At 37.5% G+C, this 26,427-nt stretch carries 23 protein-coding genes, 1 rRNA gene, 2 riboswitches and 1 other annotated feature; of the genes, 14 read left to right on the top strand and 10 right to left on the bottom strand.

Translation table 11 applies throughout. The annotated features are described in order from the left end of the window. Positions 1-107 precede the first annotated feature (107 nt). From D569_RS0120885 to D569_RS0120875, 3 genes are read right to left on the bottom strand one after another with little or no spacing between them, the layout of a single operon-like run. Entirely contained in the window at positions 108-899 is a 792-nt protein-coding gene (locus tag D569_RS0120885) for a Cof-type HAD-IIB family hydrolase (protein WP_018934386.1), read from the bottom strand. A 17-nt stretch (positions 900-916) separates the two neighbouring features. Next, the gene (gene lipA, locus D569_RS0120880) at positions 917-1,864 is read right to left on the bottom strand and encodes a lipoyl synthase (protein ID WP_018934385.1); all 948 of its coding nucleotides are present in this window, start codon (positions 1,862-1,864) and stop codon (positions 917-919) included. Between the two features lie 12 nt (positions 1,865-1,876). Continuing rightward, positions 1,877-2,695 carry a lipoate--protein ligase family protein gene (locus tag D569_RS0120875; RefSeq protein WP_018934384.1) on the bottom strand — a complete coding sequence of 273 codons (819 nt, stop codon included), beginning with the start codon at positions 2,693-2,695 and terminating at the stop codon, positions 1,877-1,879. A gap of 184 nt (positions 2,696-2,879) precedes the next feature. Here D569_RS0120875 and D569_RS0120870 point away from each other — a divergent pair, with 184 nt between their 5' ends. From D569_RS0120870 to D569_RS0120860, 3 genes are read left to right on the top strand one after another with little or no spacing between them, the layout of a single operon-like run. Then, positions 2,880-3,791, top strand: a complete 912-nt coding sequence (locus tag D569_RS0120870; RefSeq protein WP_018934383.1) for an AEC family transporter — start codon at positions 2,880-2,882, stop codon at positions 3,789-3,791. 48 nt (positions 3,792-3,839) lie between these two features. Continuing rightward, complete coding sequence (locus D569_RS23250) at positions 3,840-4,664, top strand: SDR family NAD(P)-dependent oxidoreductase (protein ID WP_018934382.1); 825 nt, start codon at positions 3,840-3,842, stop codon at positions 4,662-4,664. Positions 4,665-4,723: 59 nt separating this feature from the next. After that, complete coding sequence (locus D569_RS0120860; RefSeq protein WP_281169081.1) at positions 4,724-5,479, top strand: sulfite exporter TauE/SafE family protein; 756 nt, start codon at positions 4,724-4,726, stop codon at positions 5,477-5,479. A gap of 329 nt (positions 5,480-5,808) precedes the next feature. On the opposite strand, the gene D569_RS0120855 is transcribed toward D569_RS0120860, so the two are convergent. Both D569_RS0120855 and D569_RS0120850 read right to left on the bottom strand, forming a co-directional pair. Further along, positions 5,809-6,975 carry an aminotransferase class V-fold PLP-dependent enzyme gene (locus tag D569_RS0120855; RefSeq protein ID WP_018934380.1) on the bottom strand — a complete coding sequence of 389 codons (1,167 nt, stop codon included), beginning with the start codon at positions 6,973-6,975 and terminating at the stop codon, positions 5,809-5,811. 1 nt (position 6,976) lies between these two features. Continuing rightward, positions 6,977-8,062, bottom strand: coding sequence for a methionine biosynthesis PLP-dependent protein (locus D569_RS0120850; RefSeq protein WP_018934379.1), 1,086 nt, complete (start codon positions 8,060-8,062; stop codon positions 6,977-6,979). 72 nt (positions 8,063-8,134) lie between these two features. Beyond that, positions 8,135-8,237: riboswitch (SAM riboswitch) on the bottom strand. 161 nt (positions 8,238-8,398) lie between these two features. Further along, a riboswitch (SAM riboswitch) is annotated at positions 8,399-8,499 on the top strand. Positions 8,500-8,625: 126 nt separating this feature from the next. On the opposite strand from D569_RS0120850, the gene D569_RS0120845 reads away from it, so the two are divergent. Both D569_RS0120845 and cobA read left to right on the top strand, forming a co-directional pair. Then, positions 8,626-9,723, top strand: coding sequence for an inorganic phosphate transporter (locus D569_RS0120845; protein ID WP_033405310.1), 1,098 nt, complete (start codon positions 8,626-8,628; stop codon positions 9,721-9,723). Then, positions 9,683-10,432: a uroporphyrinogen-III C-methyltransferase gene (gene cobA / locus D569_RS0120840; protein WP_018934377.1), complete on the top strand. Its 750-nt coding sequence runs from the start codon at positions 9,683-9,685 to the stop codon at positions 10,430-10,432. The genes D569_RS0120845 and cobA overlap by 41 nt, the downstream gene beginning before the upstream one ends. Positions 10,433-10,458: 26 nt before the next feature. Here cobA and D569_RS0120835 read toward each other — a convergent pair whose 3' ends face one another. Next, positions 10,459-10,725, bottom strand: a complete 267-nt coding sequence (locus D569_RS0120835; RefSeq protein ID WP_018934376.1) for a hypothetical protein — start codon at positions 10,723-10,725, stop codon at positions 10,459-10,461. Positions 10,726-10,845: 120 nt separating this feature from the next. Here D569_RS0120835 and D569_RS0120830 point away from each other — a divergent pair, with 120 nt between their 5' ends. Next, positions 10,846-11,277: a cell wall hydrolase gene (locus tag D569_RS0120830; protein WP_018934375.1), complete on the top strand. Its 432-nt coding sequence runs from the start codon at positions 10,846-10,848 to the stop codon at positions 11,275-11,277. A 128-nt stretch (positions 11,278-11,405) separates the two neighbouring features. On the opposite strand, the gene D569_RS0120825 is transcribed toward D569_RS0120830, so the two are convergent. After that, on the bottom strand, positions 11,406-12,890 hold the full coding sequence (locus tag D569_RS0120825; RefSeq protein ID WP_018934374.1) for an MDR family MFS transporter: 1,485 nt from the start codon (positions 12,888-12,890) through the stop codon (positions 11,406-11,408). Between the two features lie 125 nt (positions 12,891-13,015). On the opposite strand from D569_RS0120825, the gene D569_RS0120820 reads away from it, so the two are divergent. Continuing rightward, positions 13,016-14,167 (top strand): serine hydrolase domain-containing protein, encoded by a 1,152-nt coding sequence (locus D569_RS0120820; protein ID WP_018934373.1) that lies wholly within the window; start codon positions 13,016-13,018, stop codon positions 14,165-14,167. A 12-nt stretch (positions 14,168-14,179) separates the two neighbouring features. Next, positions 14,180-14,971 carry an alpha/beta hydrolase gene (locus tag D569_RS0120815; protein ID WP_018934372.1) on the top strand — a complete coding sequence of 264 codons (792 nt, stop codon included), beginning with the start codon at positions 14,180-14,182 and terminating at the stop codon, positions 14,969-14,971. Positions 14,972-15,035: 64 nt separating this feature from the next. On the opposite strand, the gene D569_RS0120810 is transcribed toward D569_RS0120815, so the two are convergent. Further along, positions 15,036-16,037, bottom strand: a complete 1,002-nt coding sequence (locus D569_RS0120810; RefSeq protein ID WP_018934371.1) for an LLM class flavin-dependent oxidoreductase — start codon at positions 16,035-16,037, stop codon at positions 15,036-15,038. Positions 16,038-16,119: 82 nt separating this feature from the next. Between D569_RS0120810 and D569_RS0120805 the strand changes: the two genes are divergently transcribed. Then, positions 16,120-16,476: a DUF488 domain-containing protein gene (locus tag D569_RS0120805; RefSeq protein WP_026287415.1), complete on the top strand. Its 357-nt coding sequence runs from the start codon at positions 16,120-16,122 to the stop codon at positions 16,474-16,476. A 54-nt stretch (positions 16,477-16,530) separates the two neighbouring features. Here the strand turns inward: D569_RS0120805 and D569_RS0120800 are convergent, their stop codons facing one another. Together D569_RS0120800 and ilvB are read right to left on the bottom strand one after the other, a co-directional pair. Continuing rightward, a complete protein-coding gene (locus D569_RS0120800) occupies positions 16,531-16,731 on the bottom strand; it encodes a cold-shock protein (protein ID WP_018934369.1) in 201 nt (66 codons plus the stop codon). Positions 16,732-16,905: 174 nt separating this feature from the next. Continuing rightward, positions 16,906-18,576: a biosynthetic-type acetolactate synthase large subunit gene (gene ilvB, locus D569_RS0120795; RefSeq protein ID WP_018934368.1), complete on the bottom strand. Its 1,671-nt coding sequence runs from the start codon at positions 18,574-18,576 to the stop codon at positions 16,906-16,908. A 131-nt stretch (positions 18,577-18,707) separates the two neighbouring features. On the opposite strand from ilvB, the gene D569_RS0120790 reads away from it, so the two are divergent. The 5 genes from D569_RS0120790 to D569_RS0120765 all read left to right on the top strand — a co-directional run. Next, positions 18,708-19,748: a tellurite resistance/C4-dicarboxylate transporter family protein gene (locus D569_RS0120790; protein WP_018934367.1), complete on the top strand. Its 1,041-nt coding sequence runs from the start codon at positions 18,708-18,710 to the stop codon at positions 19,746-19,748. Positions 19,749-19,822: 74 nt separating this feature from the next. Continuing rightward, entirely contained in the window at positions 19,823-20,896 is a 1,074-nt protein-coding gene (rlmN, locus tag D569_RS0120785) for a dual-specificity RNA methyltransferase RlmN (protein WP_018934366.1), read from the top strand. A gap of 652 nt (positions 20,897-21,548) precedes the next feature. Beyond that, positions 21,549-23,207, top strand: a complete 1,659-nt coding sequence (locus D569_RS0120775; RefSeq protein ID WP_018934364.1) for a glycoside hydrolase family 13 protein — start codon at positions 21,549-21,551, stop codon at positions 23,205-23,207. Between the two features lie 74 nt (positions 23,208-23,281). Then, positions 23,282-23,503 (top strand) — a binding site (T-box leader). Between the two features lie 77 nt (positions 23,504-23,580). Continuing rightward, entirely contained in the window at positions 23,581-25,998 is a 2,418-nt protein-coding gene (leuS, locus tag D569_RS0120770; protein WP_018934363.1) for a leucine--tRNA ligase, read from the top strand. 345 nt (positions 25,999-26,343) lie between these two features. After that, positions 26,344-26,427, top strand: a 16S ribosomal RNA gene (locus tag D569_RS0120765); the annotation flags it as partial.

Below are 26,427 nucleotides of genomic sequence, written 5' to 3'. Positions count from 1 at the left end.
GATATCCTCGGAACAGCAAGGTATATCCCTGGAAGCGCCGTTCTATTAGCTTTACAACTAAACAGATTTTCCGCAGTAAGTATCTAATGTTAATAAGGAAGAGTTGTTTAGTTAACAATTCCTAATTGCTTCAAACCGTTATAGATACCAGATTCTTCTACGGAAGTGGTGCGATGTTTAGCATATTGAAACACTTCTGGTGTAGCATTTGCCATCGCAAAGCTTTCACCGACATATTGTAGCATTTGCTTATCGTTCATCCCATCGCCAAAGGCAATTGTTGCTTCAGCGGGTATATCGAGCTCTTTGAGCACTTTTTGAATAGCTTGCCCTTTGTTGACATTCTCCCTGATCATATCATAACAATGCTCTAAGCCTGTTACATTTACTTGTGAAAAATAAATGTCCTCTTGTTTCACCTCATAAAGAGCTGGTTCATCAGGTCGAACATCCATCAGCGTAATCCCTAATATTTGCTCTCGATAGATAGCTTCATATGCTTGGTGATTTTTTAAATCGAAATAATCGATGAAATCTTTTACCACTTGCTTTGATTCTGATGTCACTAAATTTAATTCATTGGTATAAAGAATCATTTCATGTTCATTTTGTTTAGCGACATCTAAAAATTGATCAATCACAGAGCCAGATATTGGTTCGTCAACTATTGTCTTCCCATCATAAATCGCATATGCTCCGTTATAACCTATAAAGGAATCTACTCCTAATTCATCAGCGATATCATCTACTTCATGGAGAGGACGTCCAGTAGCAAGGAATACTTCAATTCCTTTACCTTGTGCTTGTTTTACAGCAAGCTTAGTCGTATCCTCAATTGTATGATCACGACGTAGAATAGTCCCATCAATATCTAAAAAAAGAGCTTTGTAGTTGGTCATCTTCAGTCTCCCTTGAATTAAAAAGTAAAGTTCTTTAGTTCTTCGCCACTTGTTTCTTCATAGCCCTTCATATACTTAATACGACGTTGAGCAGCAGATTGATTTACTTGTTCATCAGCGTGGTAGGATGAACGAACTAAAGGTCCTGCTTCACAATGTTTAAAACCTTTTGATAAGGCTATTTGTTTTAATTCATTAAATTCGTCTGGATGATAATAACGTTCCACATTCAAATGTTTTTTAGTAGGCTGTAAGTATTGACCAATTGTTACAATGTCCACATTGTTGGCACGTAAATCATCCATTGCCTCAATAAGTTCCTCTTTTGTTTCACCAAGTCCGACCATAATACTTGATTTAGTTGGTGTATTGGGGGCAATTTCCTTTACACGACGTAACAATTCAAGGGAACGGTCATACATTGCAATGGCGCGTACTTTTTTTGTCAGTCTTCTCACTGTTTCAATGTTATGATTAAAAATATCTGGACCACTATCCATTAAGGTATGTAAGCTTTCATAATCACCTTTCATATCAGAAGGTAAAATCTCAATGGTACAACCTGGTACTCTTTCGCGAATTTGTCTCACCGTTTCGGCAAATACTGCCGCTCCACCATCTTTTAGATCATCTCGTGCAACAGCTGTGACAACAACATGCTTTAAGCCCATGATCTCCACAGATTCAGCAACTCTCTTCGGTTCGCCCCAGTCCAATTCATTCGGTAAACCGGTTTTAACAGCGCAGAAGCGGCAGCCTCTAGTACAAGTATCACCGAGAATCATAAAGGTAGCTGTTTTTCTCTCGCTCCAGCATTCATGGATATTCGGGCATTTTGCTTCTTCACATACAGTATTTAACCGTTTATCACGCATTAAGTGTTTTAGACGATTATATGATTTGTTAGTATTAATTTTAATTTTTAGCCATTCCGGTTTGCGAAGGTGTTCTTGTTCTTTTGCCATTGTGTATCGCTCCTATCTAGTAAAGTTCCAATCATCACTCAAATATTTGCTTTCCATCAGTTCATTGATTTCCTGTTCTTGTTCCTTCGTAAATTGAAATTCCTGTAATTCAATGTCTAACCCTTTTTCAAACCCTTTCTTAAAGGCATCTTTCACTTCTTCCAATGTGACCTTTCTATTCGCTGCTTGCTCGATAGATATTGCCTTATCATTAAAGGCATCCCGTGCTCTCTGTTTTACCCTTTCATTTCGGTAAATAAACAAATCATACAGTTTATCATTGTCGACTGATAACGGGATCGAGCCATGCTGTAAAATAACCCCTTGCTTTCTTGTTTGAGCACTGCCCGCAGCCTTTTTTTGATCGACTACCAGTTCATACCATGAAGGTTCTTCAAAACAGACAGCAGACTGTGTTGTATTTAACTTACCCTCAGGTATAGCAAAGGATGCATCAATACCTAAGCTATGGAATCCTTCTAGCAGGCCTTTTGACAGTACCATATAGGCTTCTTTAATGGACTTAGGCATTTTAGGATGCGCCTCGGTTACGATCACACTGTAGGTTAATTCCTGATCGTGTAAAACAGCACGACCACCAGTTAGCCGTCTGACAAGTTCTATACCACTATTTCGGACTGCATCCAAATCAATCTTATTGACTGTTTTCTGAAAATATCCGATTGACAATCCTGCTGGCAACCATTCATAAAAGCGAATAGTAGGCGGTATTTTGTTTTCGCTGTGCCATTGAAGTAAGCACTCGTCGACTGCCATATTATAAGCTGGTGTTTGTTTCTTTGTGTCTATAAAATACCATGTCTCCGTCATATCATGTTAGTTTCTCTTGGAAGAGAAAACTAGTCCCCCTTTTAGAATTTTTAAACTATTTCCATAATTTATGGTACATCTAGGGGATATTTCTGTCAAAAGATTAAGATAAATACGAATTGTTGCACTATGTGATATAGTAGAAGGGGTGAGAAGAAACGAGACAACAGGGAGTTACAGTAAAATGAATGGATTTAATGAACAATTTCTAATCTCAATTGTTATTATTGCAATTGGCTATGTCTTAAAGCGATTTAACCTTGTTAAAGAAAAGGATGGCGAAGGAATAGCAAGGATAGTCTTTAATTTAACATTACCATGTTTAATTATCGTAACATTTAGTGATGTTGACTTTTCAGCTTCCTTATTTTATTTGGTGGTTATTGCTTTTATATACGGAGTGATCAATGCCATACTTGCTCTAATGGTATTTCGTAATCATCCGAAAGATATTAAAGGTACATTCGGTATGATGGTCCCAGGTTTAAACATCGGATTATTTGCCTATCCACTTGTAGAAGGTTTATTTGGTTTTGATGGGTTAAAATATTTTGGCATGTTTGATGTCGGTAATGCATTTATTGTATTTGGACTAAGCTATATTATTGCCGGTGTATATGCAGGTAGTGCTGGGATGCTGGAGACAAGGTCGATTATCGTTAAATTATCGAAATCGATTCCGCTACAAACCTATCTAATTATGTGTTTGATCAATATTATCGGTTTTGAATTACCTGATATAGTTTTAGATGTAACAAGTGTAATCTCTGGAGCTAATATGCCGCTATCACTACTACTACTAGGATTGTACTTAAATTTTTCTTTTGCAAAAGGGTACGGAAAACTTATTGCGAAGTTTTTATTTACCAAGTATGGGATTGGTCTGATTGCTGGCTTTGCATGTTACCTGTGGTTACCGGTAGAGGATATGTTTAAATTTACGTTATTGATCGGTTTTATATTACCAACACCTGCATCTGTATTACCATATGCGATCATGTTTGGCTATAATCAACGGCTTGTCGGTACCGCGTCCAATATTACGATGATTATCAGTTTTATCTTAATTTGGGTAATTGTCAATCTGATAGTCTAGTCTAAACTATTCATCTATTATAATATGATATACATAAGGGGTGATGATATGAATCAAAAAGTGATTTTTATTACTGGTGCAACAAGGGGCATCGGCCGAAACATGGCTCATTATTTTGCTGAACGAGAATTTATCGTCATTGGCTCCGGAAGAAATGAACGGCAATTAAAAGCAGTTCGAGATGAGTTGTTACAATATTCGGGAGACCACCGAATGGTTGCTATGGATGTAACAGATTTAGATGATGTGAAAACCACTTTAAAGTATGTCATTGATACGTTTGGACAAATAGACGTGTGGGTTAATAATGCCGGTTCTTTTCAGGCAATAGGTCCAACGTGGGAAGTATCTTCGGACTTATTTAAACAAGATATCGAAACTAATCTTATAGGAACCTATCATTGTGCTTCAGCAGTTATTCCATTCATGTTGGAACAACAAGCAGGTAAAATCATTAATATTGTTGGAGGAGGCACACTTAATGCCTTTCCACATGGAAATGGTTATGGCACATCTAAAACAGCCATTGCGAGGTTTACGGAAAATCTAGCAGAGGAATTACAAGAAACCAGTGTTGAAGTTTATGCACTTGATCCTGGTTTAAATGATACGGACATGACAAAATATCAGCGAACAAGTAAAGAGGGAAAGAAATATTTAGCCAATGTGGAAAAGCTTTTTGAAGATAATGTAGACGTTTCACCTGATTGTGCCCCTAGTTGGGTAGAAAAAATGATAGACGATCAATTACAAGCTTTTCAAGGGAGAATTGTTACGGTTTATGATGACTTGGAAGCTTTAAAACAAAAGACTGCTAAAGCTAATGAAACAGATTATCGTTATTTAAGGTGGAAGGATATTCCTAATAAGTAAGATTGGCTAATGGTCATGAAGGTTTTTTATTTCTCACTGCAACGTAAACATAGAATGAGGTGTTTATCATTTTTGAGTTAACTATATTCGAATGGATAATTATCATATTTTCGGCTTTATTAATAGGTTTTGCCAAAGCTGGAGTAGCGAGTATGGGAATTTTGGTGGTTACTATTTTTATGATGATCTTCCCTGCTCGTGAATCTGTAGGTATATTATTACCTTTACTAATCGTCGGTGATTTGTTTGCTGTAATTTACTATCGCAGAAATGTTGTTTGGCGTTATTTATTTTACCTAGTACCATGGGTATTAGTAGGGATTGTACTAGGCTACCTAGTATTAGATATTGTCACAAGTGAACAGTTAAAACCAATGATTGGTATCTTAATATTAGCACTCATTTTATTACATATTAGTAGAGAGAAATTAGGAGAACGCTTCGTAAAACTTTTACCAAAATCAAAGTTTTTTACTTTTAGTATGGGTGCTTTAGCAGGATTTGCTACAATGATTGGTAATGCTGCTGGCGGAGTAATGGCAATATATTTACTTGTCAAAGGATTACCAAAGCGAGAATTTGTCGGCACAGGTGCTTGGTTTTTCTTATTTGTGAATGTTATCAAGGTGCCATTCTATATTTCTTTAGGCATTATTACAGTCGAGTCGATAGCATTCAATTTATGGCTTATTCCTGCTATACTCATCGGAGCATGGATAGGAGTAAGAATTATCAAAATCATGCCGCAAAAAGTATTTCAAATATTAGTATTAACATTTGCTGCTTTGGGAGCGATTCGGCTTCTGATCGGTTAATAGATTAGCAACAAATAAGCAAATAAGAGTGAAGCAGGGTTTAAGGAAGTCTTTTTTCCATTGAATCTAAAAGGTATAAGCATTACCTTATAACATAATCTACGAAACATCTTCTAAACATAGATTGCCTTCCAGTAATTCAGGTGCTGAGTGGACATCTATTCCGCTATTCATTGAAATTAAAATGAACCGAATAAGGGATTAAATGTCCGCCAACTCCAAAAAAAAGGGTGTTAGTGCGTCAAATAACGCACTAAATGTCCACTCAACAAATGCTTCCTATAACTATATCGAATTAGTTAAACATGAATAGAGTAGAAGATATTCAATTAGAATACCCCTGCTTTCACTGTTAAAGCATGTTTAAAGTCAGCGATAAGATCTTCTACATTTTCAATCCCAACAGATAAACGGAATAGTCGTTCACTAATACCTCTAGCTTCTCTTTCTTCCGCTGGCATTGCAGCATGGGACATGGTAGCCGGGTGAGATAAAATCGACTCGACTGCACCAAGGCTAACTGCGAACACAGGAATAGATAATTGTTCTACAAAACTTTTGGCATCGACATGATCCTTTATTACAAAAGATAATACGGCACCTGGGCTAGAAGACTGTTTGGTGTGAATGGAAGAACCGGGATGATGTTGTAAACCTGGATAATAGACATGTTCAATTTCATCATGGGAATCGAAATATTCAGCTAGCTTTATTGCTGATGCTACACTTCTGGAAAATCTCGGTTCCAACGTTTTCATACCTTGTAATAATTGATAGCAATCTTTTGCGCCAAGAATCGCACCATAGGTGTTTTGGACAAACTTCAGTTTAGCGGCCAGTTCTTCATTTTTGGTAACTGCTAAACCGGCAACAATATCACTGTGACCAGATAAAAATTTGGTAGCGCTATGTAAGACGATATCAACACCTAGTTCTAGTGGTTGTTGGTGCAGAGGGGTCATAAAGGTATTGTCTAAATACGTTAAACATTTGTATTTCTTGGCAAGTTGAACCACTTTACTAATATCGGTAATTTGTAATAATGGGTTTGCTGGCGTTTCCACGTAAATAACCTTTGTATTTGATTGAATAGCTGCTTCTATTTCTGCAGGATTTGTCATATCAACAAAAGTATGTTCTATCGAAAATTGCGTTAATAATTGCGTGACAAAACGAAAAGTACCGCCGTAAACATCTTTCGTAATGACGATGTGATCGCCAGCTTGTAACAGCATAAATGCCGACGATATCGCGGCCATACCAGAGGAAAAAGCAAATCCTGCTGTCCCATTCTCTAATTTGGCAATCGCAGCTTCTAATTGGTCACGTGTAGGATTACCTGAACGACTATAATCATAATCACCAAATTCATTGAATTGCTGCTGATGATAAGTGGATGATACATAAATTGGCGGGTTAACCGCACCTGTATGTTTTTCCTGATAGCCTTGCTGATTTCCGCCATGCGCAAGTGTTGTTTCTTTTGAATATCCCATCTTATTTCCCTCCTAATGCTTGTTGGATATCTTGTTTCAAATCTTCCACAGCTTCAATCCCAACAGAAAATCGAAGTAATGTATCACTAATTCCCCGTCTCTCCCGTTCTTCTTTTGGAATATCTGCGTGGGTTTGGGTTGCTGGGTAGGTAATAAAGCTTTCTACTCCTCCTAAACTTTCTGCAAATGATATAATTTTTAATTTTTCTAGAAACGGAGAAACTAACGATTTATCCTGTACTCGAAAACTAATCATAGCCCCTTTACCAGGGTATAGAACTTCCTCGACCAAGGGTAGTTCTTTTAAAAATGCAGCCAATTGTCTGGCGTTTTGTTGTTGCTTCTCTAAACGAAGTGACAATGTTTTCATCCCTCTTATTAAAAGCATTGTATCCAGTGGTGAAAGTACGGCACCAATGGCATTGTGGAGATAGGTTAATTGCTCGCCTAATGTAACATCCTTTACTACGACTAGTCCGGCGAGTACATCATTATGTCCACCTAAATACTTAGTAGCGGAATGAATTACAATATCTGCCCCTTGTGTTAAGGGCTGTTGTAAATAGGGCGTGTAAAAGGTGTTGTCAACAATAAAGAGTAATTGATGCTTCTTTGCCAGTGTAGCTAATTTCTCGATATTAATTTCCATTAAAAGCGGGTTAGTTGGTGTTTCTATGAAAATAGCTTTCGTTCTTGGGCTAATATACTGCTCCATTTCTTCTACATCTGCATATACTGGTTTGATGTTATAAGATTCCTGAAAATGCTGAAACAACCGATAACTTCCACCATAAATATCTTCGGTTACAATTATTTCATCATCTTGCTTGAATAAGGAGAAGACTAGTTGGATGGCAGCCATACCTGACGAACAGGCGTATCCTTTTGCACCTTTTTCTAATGTTGCAATCGCATCTTCTACAATTTCCCGAGTAGGATTTGCTGTCCGTGTGTAATCATAACCAGTTGACTGTCCCAGTGATGGGTGTTGGTATGCAGTTGATAAATAAATAGGTGCTTCTACTGCACCAGTTCGCGGATCTTTCCGATTACCTATTTGCGCAAGGGTTGTTTCGATATTGTTCATTTTGCTCCATCCTTTCTAAAATAAAAAAGAGGTCTTCGATAAGTAGAAGACCTCCTTGATTAAGGTTGCATTCTCTTATCTTTGGTAATATACCGTCTGGATTTAGCACCATACAATTGCATTGCTGGTTGCTGAGGTGTCATCGGGCCAGTCCCTAGACCTCTCTCGATAAGATATTGTATTTATGGAAATATAATACAAACATCATACAACATTAAGGAAATAATTACAAGGTAAATCTTAAAAAATATTTATATGGAATCCATTGACAATTATGAAAGAATGGCTTATAGTATGTACATTATCAACAGTGGAAAAAAATGAAAATAACATATGATCTTATCAAGAGAGAAGGAGGGAACTGGCCCGGCGAATTCTCAGCAACAGGCTAAAAAGCACTGTGCTACTTCCAGCAGGTATTACTTGGCAGATAAGAGGAAAACTCCTACTTTATCGTCAAGTAGGAGTTTTCTATATTTATAAACCAAGTTTTCCTATTGGGATAGGATATTTATACTAAAAATAATTCCACTTTATTGTAGTGGTGAAAGTTGGGATCTGAGATGTTAGCAATCATCGCGATATTAGCTGCTTGTCTATTTGCCTTTAATATTGGAGCGAGCGGTTCAGCAGCTAGCATGAGTATTACGTACGGCACTAAAGTAATCAAGCAACGTAAGTACGCGTTAATCATCGCGGGAGCAGGTGCCGTTACGGGTGCTATACTTGGAGGTCAGCATGTTACGAATACGCTTGGAAAAGGTATCATTTCCGAAGAAATTTTAGATGTAAGAATTGCTTGTATTATTTTAGTTGTTTCGGGTTTTACATTGTTAATTACGAATTATATTGGAATTCCGTTATCCACGAGCGAGGTAACAGTGGGAGCTATCATTGGAGTTGGCCTCAGTTATCAACAACTGAATCTTCAAATGGTATTACTCATTATAGCTTTTTGGATCATTATACCAGTTGCGGCTTTTTTAATCACACTGTGTCTTGAAAAAATCAGAATAAAAATAAATAATAAAATAAATTATCGGCCACCAGTAAAGCTTTTAACTTTTTTATTACTGTTAACTGGTATAATCGAAGCGATAGCTGCTGGTATGAATAATGTAGCAAATGCATTAGGACCGTTAGTAGGCGCAGGGATTACTTCTATGGAAATGGGTTTACCTTTGATGGCGCTCATTGTAGCATTAGGTAGTATTTTGTTTGGTGGCAGAGTATTAGAAACCAATGCCAAAAAGATTACCTCACTGACTTTAGGAAATGGTATTGTGATTTCCGGTGCAACAGGAGGTTTGGTAGTAGTTGCCTCCTTATTAGGTATTCCAATACCGATGACCCAGGTAACTACTTCGGCGATAGTCGGGATAAATGCCAGCAAACAATTTAAAGAAGTTTGGAAACAAAAAATTATCCATCAAATAGCGAAAGTATGGATTACATCGCCAATCGTATCATTAGTGATTGCCTTTGGCTTAACAGAAATAATGGTTCATCAAAGTTTTGATCAAGTGATACTGTTAGCATTAGCCATTATTGCTACTTATATTTTAGTCAGATATCGAGAAAAACCAACAAAAGCTAATACAAAAAAAGGATGGGATCAACATGGGGAAAGTTTACTTAGTGGGAGCAGGACCAGGAGATGAAGAATTAATTACCGTAAAGGGGTTGCGTGCTATACAAGAAGCTGATGTCATCCTGTATGATCGATTGGTAAACCCATCATTATTACATCACGCCAAAGGCCAAGCAGAATTGATTTTCTGTGGGAAAGAACCACGCAAGCATGGGTTGATTCAAGAAAAAATAAATGAACAACTTATTTATTATGCCTCTAATGGAAAAGTTGTAACCAGATTAAAAGGTGGAGATCCTTTTATTTTCGGCAGAGGTGGAGAAGAAGCCATTCATCTTGAAGAAAATCAGATTGAATATGAAGTCGTACCAGGAATTACTTCTGGAATAAGTGCTGCAGCATATGCTGGTATTCCGCTCACTCATCGTCATATCAGCGGATCAGTGAGTTTTATTAATGGTTCCAATCCAGAAGCGAAAACAGATGAACAATGGCAGCATATTGCCAATGGAGCTGATACGTTGTGTTTTTATATGGGAATAAAGAAATTTCCGATTATCTGTGAGAAATTAAAAAGTGCAGGATTAAGTAAGACCACTCCTGTCTCTATTATACATTGGGGAACCCTTCCACATCAAAAGACGATTGTTGCCGATTTAGAGACGATATCAGGTAGGTTAGGTGAAATCAGCAACCCTTCCCTAATTGTAATCGGAGAAGTAGTTCGTTTACAGGAGCAAATTAAATGGTATAAGGAATCAACAGAAGCTTATATGTAAAGAACAATGACTAGTTATCATGATAACTAGTCATTGTTGATCACATTCATAATTTGTTCTTGGTCTTTTTCCCAGTCCCATTGTGGATTGATTCGGTCTATAAATTGTTGCAGCTGTTCTTCTGACAAGTCTTTTTTTCCATTAGAATTGTTAAGATAGGATTTCAATTCCCATTCTCCGCCTTTTTTATTTTTGATCGTTTTCCACTTCACAGTAAATATATAGTCATTTCCATTAATATCAGCGTGAATTAATAAGATATCCTTGTGTAGAATAAAGTTACTTAATATCATGAATAAGCACCTCCTAAATCAAGTATACCACATAATGAAAGGGATTACATTGCAAGGAAGGATTGGGACATTCATCATTTTTAAAGGAATGAATATAAAGGGAATAGAGGAGGTATGTGAATGGCTGTAATAAAAGCAAATGATGCAGATGTGAGATTATTAGCACGATTAATGAGAGCAGAAGCAGAAGGTGACGGTCAGCTTGGCATGCTAATGGTGGGGAATGTAGGTGTGAATCGGGTGAGAGCTCGCTGTTTAGATTTTGAAGATATTAATTCGATAGAACGAATGGTATATCAAAGTCCAGGAGGCTTTGAAGCAACACAAAAAGGGTATTTTTATCAACGAGCAAGAGATAAAGAAATCCGTTTAGCTCGAAGGTCAATCAATGGGGAACGCAATCATCCGGCAAGTAATTCTTTATGGTTCTTTATGCCGCAAGGGACTTGTCCAGAACAATGGTTTGGCCAATGGAATGTAGGACGTTTTAAGAGCCACTGTTTTTATAACCCAACCGAAGCGGATTGTCCGAGCGTATTTGGGACTTTTTAAAAACACTATACAAAGCGTTTTAGTGAGATGGCGAAGTATTAAAAAAAGTTTTTAGCAACTGGAATATGAATAACTTTCTATTCCAGTTGCATGAGCAGTAGTATAACTGGTAGGAAAATCTACACCATTCAAGTTTTACTTTGCTTATTTATTGAAACTTTTGGAAAGAACCATAAAATAACAAAGGTTAACGTCCCGATCATAAATAATCCCGTATATACAGTGTGTAAAGCATAGGTTAAACCATCTTGCATCGATGCCATTGTTTCAGGAGAAATGGTTTCTCTCATTCCTTCATCTAACAACATATCTGTACTGGCAACTTCAAGTTCTTCACCTCTTTGTTGGTAAAAGTGATGTAACCGCATGTTCAATATTCCACCTAGAAGTGACGCTCCGACTGCACTGCCAATAATTCGCATGAACATGTTTAACGAGGTTGCGACCCCTCTTTCAAACCACGACACCGTATTCTGGATCGATACAATAAATGTTGTTGAAGATAGTCCCATCCCAACACCAACGACAAATGAACTGATTCCAGCATAGATTGGTCCTTTATCTGCATCTAATAAAAAGAATAGGAAGGTCCCGAGAAATAAGGCAAAACCACCGGCGAATGCTGTCTTGCGGAACCCTATTCTTAAGACAAGGTGTCCTGCAAGGGTAGCCGAAATCGGCCAACCTATCGATAAAGTACTTAAGGTGAAACCAGCAACAATAGCAGATTCCCCCATAACGCCTTGGACATAGGTAGGAAGAAAACTAGAAAGCCCAAGTATAATCATACCGGAAAGCAATGTTGCAATATTGGCAATGACAATTAATTTATTTTTCCATAGGGCTAGTGGCATCATCGGTGATGTCGCCTTTTTTTCTTGCCATATAAAAATTGCCATACAAATTATAAAAATAAGCAATAAACTAATCGTTTCAAAGGATGTCCATGCCCAATTCGTTCCTGCTTGTACGAAAACGATGATAAGACAAGAGATTGCGATAAAAAATAGACCGGATCCTAAATAATCAACCGATTTTTTTTCTGTATCGACTTTTTCGTGGAAAAAGACGATGACACCAATCAACCCGATTATCCCTATTGGTACATTCATCCAGAAAATCCATGCCCAATCGATAAATTGAACGATAATTCCTCCGAGTAATGGACCAATTACAGACGATATACCCCACACACTAGCTAAATACCCTTGAACTTTTGCCCTTTCCTCAACGGTATACATATCGCCTACAATAGTAGTGACAATCGGCTGAATCGCACCAGCACCAAGTCCTTGAATTAAGCGGCATACAATTAATACCCCCATAGTTGGAGCAAGTCCACAAAGAATCGATCCGATTAAAAAGATCACAACACCGATAATAAAGATAGGCTTTCTGCCAAAGAGATCTGCAAGTTTTCCATAGATCATCGTTGTGACAGCCTGCATTAATAAAAAACTAGAAAAAACCCAACTGTATAAAGAAAAACCACCCAAGTCAGCAACAATATTAGGCATTGCCGTCGCTACAATTGTACCTTCTATTGCTGCCATGAACATCGATAAAACAAGTGAAACAAGAACGAGTGGCCGATTCGTCTGTTTTTCTGACATATGCGTCCGTCCTTTTTTATAAGCTGTTTCTATTGTATCAGAAATTAGCAAACATGTATGAAAAAAGCAAATGAGGAACATATATGATAAAATAAAGAAAGCGATAACACAAGGAGGGAATGGCAATGCTACAGAATCGGTTAGACGATTTATTACAAGGGTTTTTAAATAACGGACCAGCAGGTGTAGCTTTATCTGTCCAAAAAGATCAGCAATCAATCTATGAAAATTATTTTGGATATGCAGACTTGTCAAAACAAAAAGAGATAAATAGCAAGACGATTTATCGTATTTATTCCATGTCTAAAGTAATTACGTGTGTAGCAGGATTACAATTAATGGAACAAGGAAAGATTTTGCTGACAGATCCACTTTCCGCCTATTTACCAGAATTTCAGAATATGCAGGTGTTAGAAAATGGCCAGCTTGTACCAGCAAATCGGGAAATAACGGTTAAGGATTTGTTTACGATGACTTCTGGATTAACCTATGGCGGGGAACATACAGAGGTAGAGAGAATGACCAGTCAAGTGATGGCAGAGGTTCGCGATGAAGAACGTTCTTTAAATGTATCAAAACTGCGATTGTTAACAAAAAAATTGAGTGAAAATCCATTAGAGTTTCATCCAGGAACCCATTGGAAATATGGACTTAGTCATGATGTGCTAGGTGCATTAATTGAAGAGGTAAGTGGTCAATCATTTGGAGCATACTTAGCTGAAAACATTTTTCAGCCGTTAGGTATGCAGGATACTTTCTTTAACGTCCCGCTTGCTAAGAAACATCGATTAGCAACTTTATATGATCGAAAAGAAGCTGGTGAACTAGTAAAGAATACAAAATTAGATAGTTATGCGGAACCGATCGCTGTTTTTGAGAGTGGTGGCGCAGGGCTTCATTCTACTTTGGAAGACTATCAAAAATTTGCTCACTGCTTAGCATTAGGTGGAACCATCAATCATGTAACGATTCTAAGTAAGCATACGATTGAGTTAATGGCACAAAATCATTTACCAGATGAGTTGTTGCCAGAGTTAGGCTGGAATGATCAAAATGGTTATGGTTATGGCTTAGGTGTACGAGTGATGATCGATCAGACTAGAGGAGGAAGTAATAGTTCCATCGGTGAGTTTGGTTGGTCAGGTTTGGCAGGTACATATGTATTTATTGATCCAAAAGAAAAACTTTCGGCGGTTTATATGCAGCAAATGCTGCCAAACTTTGAGTTTTATCATCAACCAAGAATCCGTAATGTCATTTATGGCGCACTTTTGTAGGGAGGAATTAATATGGCACTAATCCATTGCGACTTTTTCTCAGAAGTATTAACGATTAGTACATCGATGACGGTGATTTTACCCGAAGAGACCACGACACAAATTGGGCTTAAAAATAATCGGTCAGACGGAAAGGTCCCAGTTTTGTATTTGTTACACGGTTTTAGTGATGATCATACAATCTGGACGAGACGGACTTCGATCGAAAGGTATGCAGCGGAATATGGAATTGCAGTGGTTATGCCTCAAGTCGATCATAGCTTTTATACAGATATGCAGTACGGCAAAAAGTACTGGACCTTCATTTCTGAAGATCTGCCACGAATTGCTCGATCCTTTTTTCCGTTATCAGCAAAAAGAGAAGATAATTTTGTAGCCGGTTTATCAATGGGAGGTTATGGTGCTTTTAAGTGGGCATTGCGTAAACCGGAACAATTTGCTGCAGCAGCAAGTTTGTCAGGTGTATTGGATATTGCCACACACATTGTAAAAGAGCGTGAGCAAGATGATCCCATTGGTAATGCACTATTTCATGTATATGGGGAGCAAGATCTCCAGGGGACAGAACATGATTTATTTTTTGTTATAAACAATTTGCTAAAGAATGAACAACAGTTACCACAATTATTCCAAGCGTGTGGAACAGAGGATTTCCTGTGGGAGGACAACCAGAAATTTTTTCAATTTGCTGAAGCGAATAATCTTCCGCTAGTACATACTTTCTCAGAGGGAGCTCATGAGTGGGGATACTGGGATGTAAAGATCCAAGAAGTGCTAGCATGGTTACCAATAGAAAGAGGATAAGTATGAAAAAGCACTACACACGTCCTTTTAGTCAAGGGTACGTGTGTAGTGCACTTTATCGTTATTATACGTGAACAAGATCTGAAACGATTTGATAAGATTTTTTGCGTTCTTCATGATCATAAATTTGAGAATTAATTATCACTTCATCTGCTTCTGTTTCTTCAATAAATGCAGCTAATTTTTCCCTTACTACATCTTTATCTCCCACAATAGTTGATTTGCTATTTACAGATTTTTCTACTGATGCTTTTTCATAAATTGTCCACTCTTGATCAATATCATCAATAGGTGGCATCAGTTGAGATGGTTTTCCGCGTATCATGGACAAGAATTGCTGTTGTTGAGATGTTGCTAACCATTTTGCCTTTTCAGTCGTTTCAGCAGCTATAATGTTTACACCAACCATGGCTTGTGGTTTGCTTAGTTGATTTGATGGTGTGAAACGATCTCGATACAATCGTAATGCTGGTAATGTATAATCAGGTGAAAAATGGCTTGCGAATGCAAATGGTAGTCCTCTTTCAGCGGCAAGTCGAGCACTGAAGTCACTTGAGCCCAGTAGCCATAACGGCACATTTGCTCCTTGGCCAGGTACTGCTTTTACCCGAGCCGCACCTGCAAAATAGGCTTCTAATTCTTCTACCTGACTTGGAAAATCTTCCGGGCTACTGTTTAACGTCCGTCTTAAAGCATGAGCAGTTGCTTGGTCACTGCCGGGTGCTCGTCCTAACCCTAAATCAATCCTATCCGGATATAATGCATCGAGAGTTCCAAATTGTTCGGCAATAACTAATGGTGCATGATTGGGAAGCATAATGCCTCCAGCACCTACACGGATTTTCTCGGTGTGGCTAGCTATATGACTAATTACGAGTGATGTAGCTGAACTTGCAATACCAGGCATATTATGATGTTCCGCCAACCAGTAGCGGTGATATCCCAATTTTTCCACGTGCTGTGCTAAATCGGCACTATTTTGAAAAGATAATGTAGCATCATGTCCATGTAAGACAGGTGCTAAGTCTAATATCGAAAATTTAACATTGGAGAATGCTTTTCCCATGTGATCACTCCTTGTTTTACTTGAGCATGTAAGAAATGATACGCTCAAAAGGAGCAAAGGTCTAATAATTTGCCTGGGGGTGATTTCCATTCAACTAAAGCGTATATATGATGAAGCGAGTCATGAAGATGGTTTTCGGATTCTTGTTGACCGTGTTTGGCCTCGCGGGATTTCAAAAGAAAGAGCACAGATAGATGTGTGGTTAAAAGAAGTTGGACCTTCACCTAAGTTAAGAAAATGGTTTGACCATGATCCTGCTAAATTTGAGCGGTTTAAGCAGTTATATCAAAAAGAATTAAAACATGATGCAGAAAAACAGGAAGCATTAGATCAATTGCGTACTTATGACCAGGAGTATGAGCATAACATTACATTAGTGTTTGCTGCGAAAGAGCAGCAGTATAATCATGTAGTGATACTAAAGGAGTTCATTTCATGATAAAAAAACCGCTTATGCTAAAAAGCATAAGCGGTTTTTCTGTTAAGCGCTAAATTAGTTTTTTACTACGTTAGCTGCTTGTGGTCCACGGTTACCTTCTTCGATATCGAAAGTTACGCTTTGACCTTCTTCAAGTGTTTTAAAGCCTTCGCCTTGGATAGCAGAGAAGTGTACGAATACGTCGTCTTGTCCTTCTACTTCGATAAATCCAAAACCTTTGTCTGCGTTAAACCATTTTACTGTACCTTGTACCATATTTCTTTTCCTCCTAGTGTGAACCGTTCACACAATTGTATTACTATTCTTGCTCTTGCCTCAAAACGAAAACTTTACGTTACGATACTTGAAGGTGTCATCGAACAAAATAGCTAAGGCAATTATAGCAAGATAAAATCGAAATTGCAAGTTAATGTTGAAATATTTTCGTTTTTACTTTTTTCGCTGATTTTGTTCAGGGCCTTGTATGGCATCTGTATTATTTCCACCAGGTGGCACAATCGGATAGACATTCACTTCTTCTTCAATAAGAAAGTCTAAAACTGCCGGCTGCTTTGACGCAAAAGCTTGTCTAATGATTGCTTCTGCTTCTGTTTTATTCGATGCACGGTACCCTTTGACACCAAAACTTTCTGCAAAGGTAAGAAAATCAGGAGAGCTAATTTTCACCTGAGAATATTTGTTTTTATAAAATAGTTGCTGCCATTGCCGCACCATACCTAAATAACCATTTCGTAATATAATTACTTTTATGTTTAGGTTATGATGTGCGACATGGTAGAGCTCCTGAATATTCATTTGAATACTGCCATCACCAGTGAAACATATAACAGTTTGCTCTTTTTTGCCTAGTGCGGCGCCAATCGCAGCTGGTAGTCCGTAGCCCATTGTTCCAAAGCCGCCAGAGGTTAATAATTGACGCGGACGGCGGAATGGATAATGCAATGCGGTCCACATTTGATGCTGACCGACATCAGTGGCTACGATAGTATTTTTACCAGCATATTGGTCTATTATTCGAATAATATCATCGGGTTTTAATTTGCTGGTAGAAGCTGAAAACTGTGGTGAATTTTTGTTCCAGTTCGACACTTCGTTAAGCCAATCGTTGCAATTAGAGCTGTTTAATTGATTTGTGAAAGCAGTTAGAACAGGTTTAATATCACTAATAATAGGAATATCAACATGAATGTTTTTGTTCACTTCAGCTGGATCGATATCTACTTGGATTTTAAGTGAATGAGGTGAAAAACCCTTCGCTTTCCCTGTAATTCGATCACTAAAGCGTACCCCTAAGCAAATAAGTAAATCACAACGATGTACGGCACGATTAGCAGCGTAGGTCCCATGCATACCTACCATTCCTAAGTGCAGTGGATGATTCACGTCAATGGCACCTAATCCCATTAATGTGCTTGTAAAAGGAATGTTTGTTTGATTGATAAACCTTTCGAGAATATGATTGGATCCCGAACTAATCACACCACCACCAATTAATAAAAGTGGTCTTTCAGCACTTTTAATTAGTTGGACTGCTTTATTAAGTTGTGGTAGAGGGGGGATTGAAAATGCCTTCTCGGTAGTGTAGAGCTCTCGAGGATGAATCGGTTGTGTATCAAGCTGTTCTATTAATTGATTAGACAGTACGATAATAACTGTACCTTTCCTTCCAGTACTTGCAATTTGTTCTGCAGCCCTAATGAAAGATGGAAAATCTTCTGGGTGTTCGATTTGGAAGTAATGTTTACTTATAGGTTTGGTCATTGTTTCAATGTCCAGGCACTCATCTTGTGTATTTGTATTTTGAATAAAGACTAAAAGTGGTACGCTATCTAATTGAGCTGTTGCTATCCCGGTTATTGCATTGGTTATCCCGAAATCCGTTGTAATAAAGGCAACACCGGTTTTGCCGGTAGCACGAGCGTAACCATCTGCTGCATGAATAATCGATTGCTCATGTGTTAATTGTTGGTGTACGATATCTTTGTCATGCTTTAACAATAATGACTGAAATACAGAGCCAAAAATGGTGTCCACCCCAATATTTTTTAACAATTGTGTAATGTAGGAACCTTTTTGGACAGCATGATTTTGTCGTTGCATTATACATTCATCCCTTTACCCTTTTCGTTTTATTGTAATGTGCTGTCCATTCTTGAGCAGTGATGTTTATCACGTAAGGAGGGGGAATTTATCAGACAATAAGTATCCATTAGTTTTAAGGAGTTGACGAAATGTCAGTTTTAAAAGAAAAGATTAAACATTTATTTACCGGATATTTTGCATTAGTTATGGCAACAGGTGCATTATCGATTGCTTCACATTTGCTTGGCTTTATAAAAATAAGTCAGATGCTTTTATTTTGTAATATTATTTTTTATACAGTAATAACTATCCTAACTATTGTTAGGGTCATCTTTTATTTTAGAAACGTCAAAGAAGATTTAACAAGTCATTTAAAGGGGCCTGGTTTCTTTACTTTGGTAGCAGGAACTAATGTTTTTGGCAGTCAGCTTGTTATTCTTGAGGAAATGTACAGTGTTGCAGTTATTTTGTGGATGTGTTCCATCGCTTTATGGGTTGTTATTATGTATGCTTTTTTTACTGCAGTTACAATTAGAGATGATAAACCAACACTGGCAGAAGGGATTAATGGAGCATGGTTAATTGCGACCGTTGCTACCCAATCGGTTGCTATATTAGGGGTGTTATTGATCCCGTTTTATGAAAATCAAGTATTAATTGGATTTATCAATTTTTTTACACTATCTATGTTTTTATTAGGTTGTATGTTGTATTTAAGTATTATAACGTTAATATTTTATCGTTTTACTTTTTTGCATTTAAAGCATGCTTCCTTAACACCTCCTTATTGGATTAATATGGGAGCAGTCGCCATAACAACACTTGCAGGTTCCTTGATTATTATCAATGCAGTCGGTTCACCTTTTGTTGAGCAATTCGTGTCATTTATTAAAGGTTTCACATTGTTTTTCTGGGTAACAGGAACATGGTGGATTCCATTGTTAGTTATCTTGATGTATTGGCGTTATATTGTCCATCGGTTTCCGATTAATTATGATTATCAGATGTGGGGAATGGTGTTCCCGCTTGCGATGTATACAACATCTACTTATCAGTTATCTGAGGCACTAGCGATACCTTTCCTGAAAAATATTTCCCATGTATTTATTTTTCCGGCGTGGATTACATGGGGATTTGGCATTTTATTACTTATCGTCCACCTTTACATGGATCTTGTCAGACAAAAATGACCTTGTTATTGTTACGGAAATTTAGTATGATGTAATGATGGAAACTAGAGCTATTATGGAAATGAGGGATTTAGATGAAAAGCTCGATTTATTCATTGACATTTGATCAACTGCAAGAATGGTTAATAGAACATGGTCAAAAGAAATTCCGCGCCAAACAAGTTTGGAATTGGTTGTATAAAAAAAGAGTGAATACATTTGCAGAAATGTATAATTTAAATAAAGATTGTCAACTAGTATTAGAGGAAAACTTCCATTTAGGTACATTAGAACAGGAAATTAAACAGGAATCGAAAGATGGAACGATCAAGTTCTTGTTTAAGCTTTCCGATGGTAATTTAATTGAAACAGTGTTAATGAAATTTAGTTATGGTTATTCAGTTTGTGTGACGACACAAGTCGGATGTAATATTGGCTGTTCGTTTTGTGCCAGTGGTTTATTAACGAAGAATCGAGATCTATCTGCCGGCGAAATCGTTGAACAAATTATGAATGTGCAAAAACACTTGGATGCTAAAGGGAAAGATGAACGGGTAAGTCATATTGTCGTCATGGGGATCGGTGAACCATTTGATAATTATGATAACACGATGGATTTTTTACGAATTGTAAATGACCAGGAAGGGCTTTCTATTGGTGCAAGACATATTACTGTTTCTACAAGTGGATTAGCTAAACGTATTTATGATTTTGCTGATGAGAATTTACAAGTGAACTTGGCACTTTCGCTACACGCTCCTAATAATGAATTGCGAACAAAAATTATGAAAATTAATAAAGCTTTTCCATTAGAGAAATTAATGCCGGCAATCGATTATTATTTAGAAAAAACTAACCGCCGCATTACTTTTGAATATATTTTACTTAAAGATGTCAATGATCATAAAAAAGAAGCAGAACAATTAGTGTCTTTGTTAAAAGACAAACGTCATTTGTCCTATGTCAATTTAATTCCATATAATCCTGTTGATGAACACAATCAATATGATCGAAGTGAGAAAAAAGCAATTTTAGATTTCTATCAAGTATTATTGGAAAATGGCATCAACTGTGGTGTCCGTGTTGAACATGGTACAGATATTGATGCAGCATGTGGACAGCTTCGTAGTAAACAGATCAAAAAAGATAAAGAAAAGCAAAAAGCGTAAAAGAGTATCCATTGGGTACTCTTTTTTACTTGAAAGGAAAGTATATAACCATTGGTATCACAACTTTTATAAGCAAGTATGATAGGAAAAGGTGATTCAACACGTGTATTTTAAGAAGCAAGAATAGCTACACATATGGAGTTGCCATTTTGAAAGCTAGCTAGTGCAAGTCGTCAACCAGAGCGGTGGTCAAGCTGTTCAAGTATTTCATAATGAATGTTAGAGAAGTCGTAAAGTCATAAGAACTGAGCGTCTTTGGGAGTGGACATTTGTTCCGTTATTTGTGACATAAATGCCGTTTTTGACGAAGCAGTGGACATCTGTTCCGTTATTCATCGAAAATAGTGTTAATCTAACCTGAAATGAACCAAATAAGGGATTCAATGTCCGTTAACATTGAAAAATGTGTGATTTTTAGGTAAATAACGCACTAAATGTCCGCTCAATAAATGATTCTCCATACGGGAAGCAATTTTTTTACGAGGTGCAATCGATTGCTTTATCTGTATAATGAACTTTCTAATTCGATAAATACTATTGACATAAAAACAATAAATGATAATATTATATGTATGCAATCGCTTGCGCAAGTTATAGAGAGATTCAAGTGTCTCCTCAGAGCTAAGGTGAAGGCACTTAAGGGGGTTATTTTGTGAACAGAAAATGGTGGAAAGAGGCAGTAGCATATCAAATTTACCCACGTAGTTTTATGGATTCAAACGGAGATGGAGTCGGAGATTTACAAGGTGTTATTGCAAAGCTCGATTATCTAAAAGATTTAGGTATTGATGTAGTTTGGATCAGTCCTATTTATGAGTCACCTAATGATGATAACGGCTACGATATCAGTGACTATCAAAAGATTATGGATGATTTCGGGACAATGGAAGATTTCGATCTGCTTCTGGAAGAAGTACATAGTCGTAATATGAAATTAATCATGGATTTAGTTATTAATCACACCTCAGATGAGCATGAATGGTTTATTGAGTCTCGTTCATCAAAAGATAATCCGTATCGCGACTATTATATTTGGCATCCAGGCAGAGATGGCAAAGAGCCGAACAATTGGGAATCAATCTTTGGCGGATCTGCCTGGGAATATGACGAGAAGACAAAAGAATATTATATGCATGTTTTTTCTACTAAACAACCTGATTTAAACTGGGAAAATCCAGATGTGCGACAGGACCTTTATGACATGGTGAATTGGTGGTTAGATAAAGGAATAGATGGGTTTAGGGTAGATGCGATATCTCATATTAAAAAAGTGCCAGGGTTTCCTGATCTGCCAAACCCTGATAACAAGAAATATGTACCTTCCTTCGACGGCCATATGAATCGACCAGGTATTGATAAGTTTTTAAAAGAATTTGCGAAGGAGACTATTCATCATTATGATATTATGACAGTTGGTGAAGCGAATGGTGTAACGATAGAGGATGCTGATCAATGGGTTGGTGAAGAAAAAGGATATTTTGATATGATTTTTCAATTTGAGCATTTAGGTCTGTGGAATATGAGTGCAGAAGGGAAATTAGATATCCACACTTTAAAACAAACATTGACGAAGTGGCAAAAAGGGTTGGAAGGTGTTGGATGGAATGCGCTTTTCTTAGAAAATCATGATCAGCCTCGTTCGGTTTCGACTTGGGGGAATGACGATAACTATCGTGAACAATCGGCGAAATGTTTAGCGACTATGTTCTTTTTTATGCATGGGACACCTTTTATTTACCAAGGGCAAGAGATTGGTATGACTAATGTGCGCTTTGATTCGATTGATGATTATAACGATGTCGCGATCAAAAATATGTATGATAACGAGATTGCGGCAGGTAAGTCACACGAAGAAATAATGAAAAAGATCTGGAAGAGTGGTCGTGATAATTCCAGAACGCCTATGCAATGGAATCACGAGGTAAATGCAGGTTTTTCGAGTGGAACACCTTGGTTGAAAGTCAATCCAAACTATAAGGAAATAAATGTGGCAGCCCAGCAAGGAAATCCGAATTCTATCTTACAATACTATAAAAGAATGATTGCGACACGAAAACGATATGAAGTTCTTGTGTATGGTAGTTATGAACTTGAGTTAGCTAATCATGATAAGGTGTACGCGTATACGCGAAAGTTAAATGAGCATGGTGCATTTATTATTACGAACTTGTTTGATTCAAAGGCGGAAGTAAGCATTCCTACACATGTCCTTGAAAATACTCCTGAACTAGTATTAACAAATGTAGAAGGAAAGCAATTATCGGCAAAGATGGTTTTAGATCCTTATGAAGCAAAGGTTTATATCTGGTGATGGACACTCCTTGACAAAATTCAGACATTTCTTTAAACTATCAGAAAGTAAAGCAGATTATGTATAATAGAACATATATGACGATGAAGAGGAATAGTAGTTATAGGATTAGGCTAAGAGAGGTGGCGGTTGGTGCAAGTCACTACTATCCTGTTACGAACTCGCCTCAGATGTTACAAAAGTGAACAATGGTAGTAGCTTTTGTCGTTATCCGCGTTAAGGATTTTAAGTGAGTGTTAATGAATAGCTTAACACTAATGTTGGGTGGTACCGCGGGAATCTCTCTCGTCCCATTTTGGGATAAGGGAGATTTTTTTGCGTTCAAGAACATATGTTCGGCATATACATAATGGTTCGAAGGAGGAAGGAAGATATGTCATTTGATCATAAACAAATTGAAGAAAAATGGCGCAATTATTGGATAGAAAACAAAACATTTGCAACGAATACAGGTTCTGATAAGGATAAGTTTTATGCGTTAGATATGTTCCCTTATCCATCTGGGGCCGGTTTGCACGTTGGACATCCGGAAGGTTATACAGCAACTGATATCTTATCAAGAATGAAACGAATGCAAGGATATGAAGTATTACATCCGATTGGTTGGGATGCATTTGGTCTGCCAGCTGAACAATATGCGTTGGATACTGGAAATGACCCTGCAGATTTTACAGAACAGAATATTAATACCTTCCGTCGACAAATTCAGGAGTTAGGTTTCTCTTATGATTGGGATCGTGAAGTGAATACAACAGATCCAAATTATTATAAATGGACGCAATGGATTTTCTTAAAGCTATATGAAAAAGGGTTAGCCTATATTGATGAAGTTCCGGTTAACTGGTGCCCTGCCTTGGGTACAGTGTTAGCTAATGAAGAAGTAATAGATGGAAAAAGTGAGCGCGGCGGACATCCGGTTGAACGAAAACCAATGAAGCAATGGATGCTAAAAATCACTGCTTATGCTGATCGTCTATTGGAAGATTTAGATGAATTAGATTGGCCGGAAAGTATTAAAGACATGCAACGTAACTGGATTGGCCGTTCTGAAGGTGCAGAAGTCATTTTTGATATAGATGCTCATGATGAGTCCTTTACCGTTTTTACGACCCGGCCAGATACATTATTTGGTGCTACTTATGCTGTGTTCGCGCCAGAGCATCCGTTAGTGGATAAAGTCGTTACAGCCGAGCAACAGGAAGAGGTCAATGCATACTTAGAAAACGTAAAGACAAAAAGTGACTTGGAGCGAACAGACCTAGCCAAAGATAAAACAGGCGTTTTTACTGGAGCTTATGCAATTAATCCAATTAACGGAAAAAAACTACCTATTTGGGTTGCTGACTATGTGTTAATGTCATATGGTTCCGGTGCAATCATGGCGGTTCCGGCACATGATGAGCGTGACTATGAGTTTGCGAAACAATTCAACCTTGAAATTATCCCTGTTTTAGAAGGTGGCAATATAGAAGAAGAAGCATTTACGGGTGATGGTCCTCACATTAACTCCGACTTTTTGAATGGATTAAATAAAGAAGATGCTATCGCTAAAGCAATTGATTGGTTAGAGGATAATAAGAGAGGAGAGCGAAAAGTAACTTATCGCCTTCGAGACTGGTTATTCAGCCGTCAACGCTATTGGGGAGAGCCAATTCCGGTTATCCATTGGGAAGACGACTCGATGTCTGCTGTTCCAGAAGAAGAGTTACCATTAGTGCTCCCAAAAACGGCTGAGATAAAACCTTCTGGAACAGGAGAGTCTCCACTTGCGAATATAGAAGATTGGGTCAATGTGACGGATCCTGAGACAGGTATGAAAGGTCGTCGTGAAACAAATACGATGCCACAATGGGCAGGAAGCTGTTGGTATTTCTTGCGCTATGTCGATCCACATAATTCTGAGAAGCTTGCAGACTTTGATACGTTAAAGGAATGGTTACCGGTTGATGTTTATATAGGTGGTGCTGAACATGCTGTACTACACTTATTGTATGCACGATTTTGGCACAAGTTTTTATACGATATCGGTGTTGTACCGACAAAAGAGCCATTTCAAAAACTGTTTAACCAAGGTATGATTCTTGGTGAAAATAATGAAAAGATGAGTAAATCCAAAGGCAATGTTGTGAACCCGGATGAGATTGTCCAAACACATGGTGCTGATACATTAAGATTGTATGAAATGTTTATGGGGCCATTAGATGCTTCTGTGGCATGGAGTACCAATGGTTTAGACGGTGCAAGACGATTTTTAGATCGTGTTTGGCGTTTGTTTGTAACAGATGACCATCAATTATCTAATAAAGTAACGGAAGAAGATCGTTCAGATGATTTAGAAAAAATTTATCATGAAACCGTAAAAGTAGTTACGCAGAACTTTGAGGATTTACGATTCAACACAGGTATCTCACAAATGATGGTATTTATTAATGAAGCTTATAAAGTAGAGGAAATCCCTAAAGTATACGTGGAAGGCTTTGTGAAGTTGTTATCACCTGTAGCTCCGCACTTAACAGAGGAGATTTGGCAGTTGCTTGGACATAATGACACATTAGCGTATGAGCAATGGCCAGAATATGACGAATCTAAATTAGTGGAAAATGAAGTAGAGATCGTTATTCAAATCATGGGAAAAGTTCGTGCGAAGATGATGGTGGATAAAAATGCGACCAAAGACGAAATTGAACAAAAAGCTCTAGAACAAGAAGCTATTAAAGAACGTATCGAAGGAAAGACGGTGCGTAAAGTGATTGTAGTACCTGGTAAGTTAGTGAATATTGTTGCGAATTAAATAGTATAATTTCGATAAATCTCATATATAAAACCCGTTTCTAATTGCAGAAGCGGGTTTTAACATTATCTGATGGTGTAATATTAAAATTTCGATGTATATTTTAATTTGTATTATTCCATAATAAAATTTGAAATGTGGTATTGACTTTTTTAAAAATAGTCTGTATCATTGTAAAAGTTGACTCGTTAAAAAGAGTTCAAAAAGTTATTGACAGATATATAGCGATTTGCTATAATTTATTTGTCGCTTCAAAAAGACATTGATCTTTGAAAACTGAACAAAACAACCAGTATGATTTTAAACATGAAACAAGCTAGCTTATAGAAGCGAGCGCAAGTCAACTTTATTGAGAGTTTGATCTTGGCTCAGGACGAACGCTGGCGGCGTGCCTAATACATGCAAGTCGAGCGCGGGAAGCTTGTCTGA

The sequence above is a fragment of the Gracilibacillus lacisalsi DSM 19029 genome, from assembly GCF_000377765.1.
GTDB classification, from domain to species: Bacteria; Bacillota; Bacilli; order Bacillales; family Amphibacillaceae; genus Gracilibacillus; species Gracilibacillus lacisalsi.
Note: the sequence above shows the minus strand (reverse complement) of the source record. Positions and strands in the feature narration are given on the sequence as shown.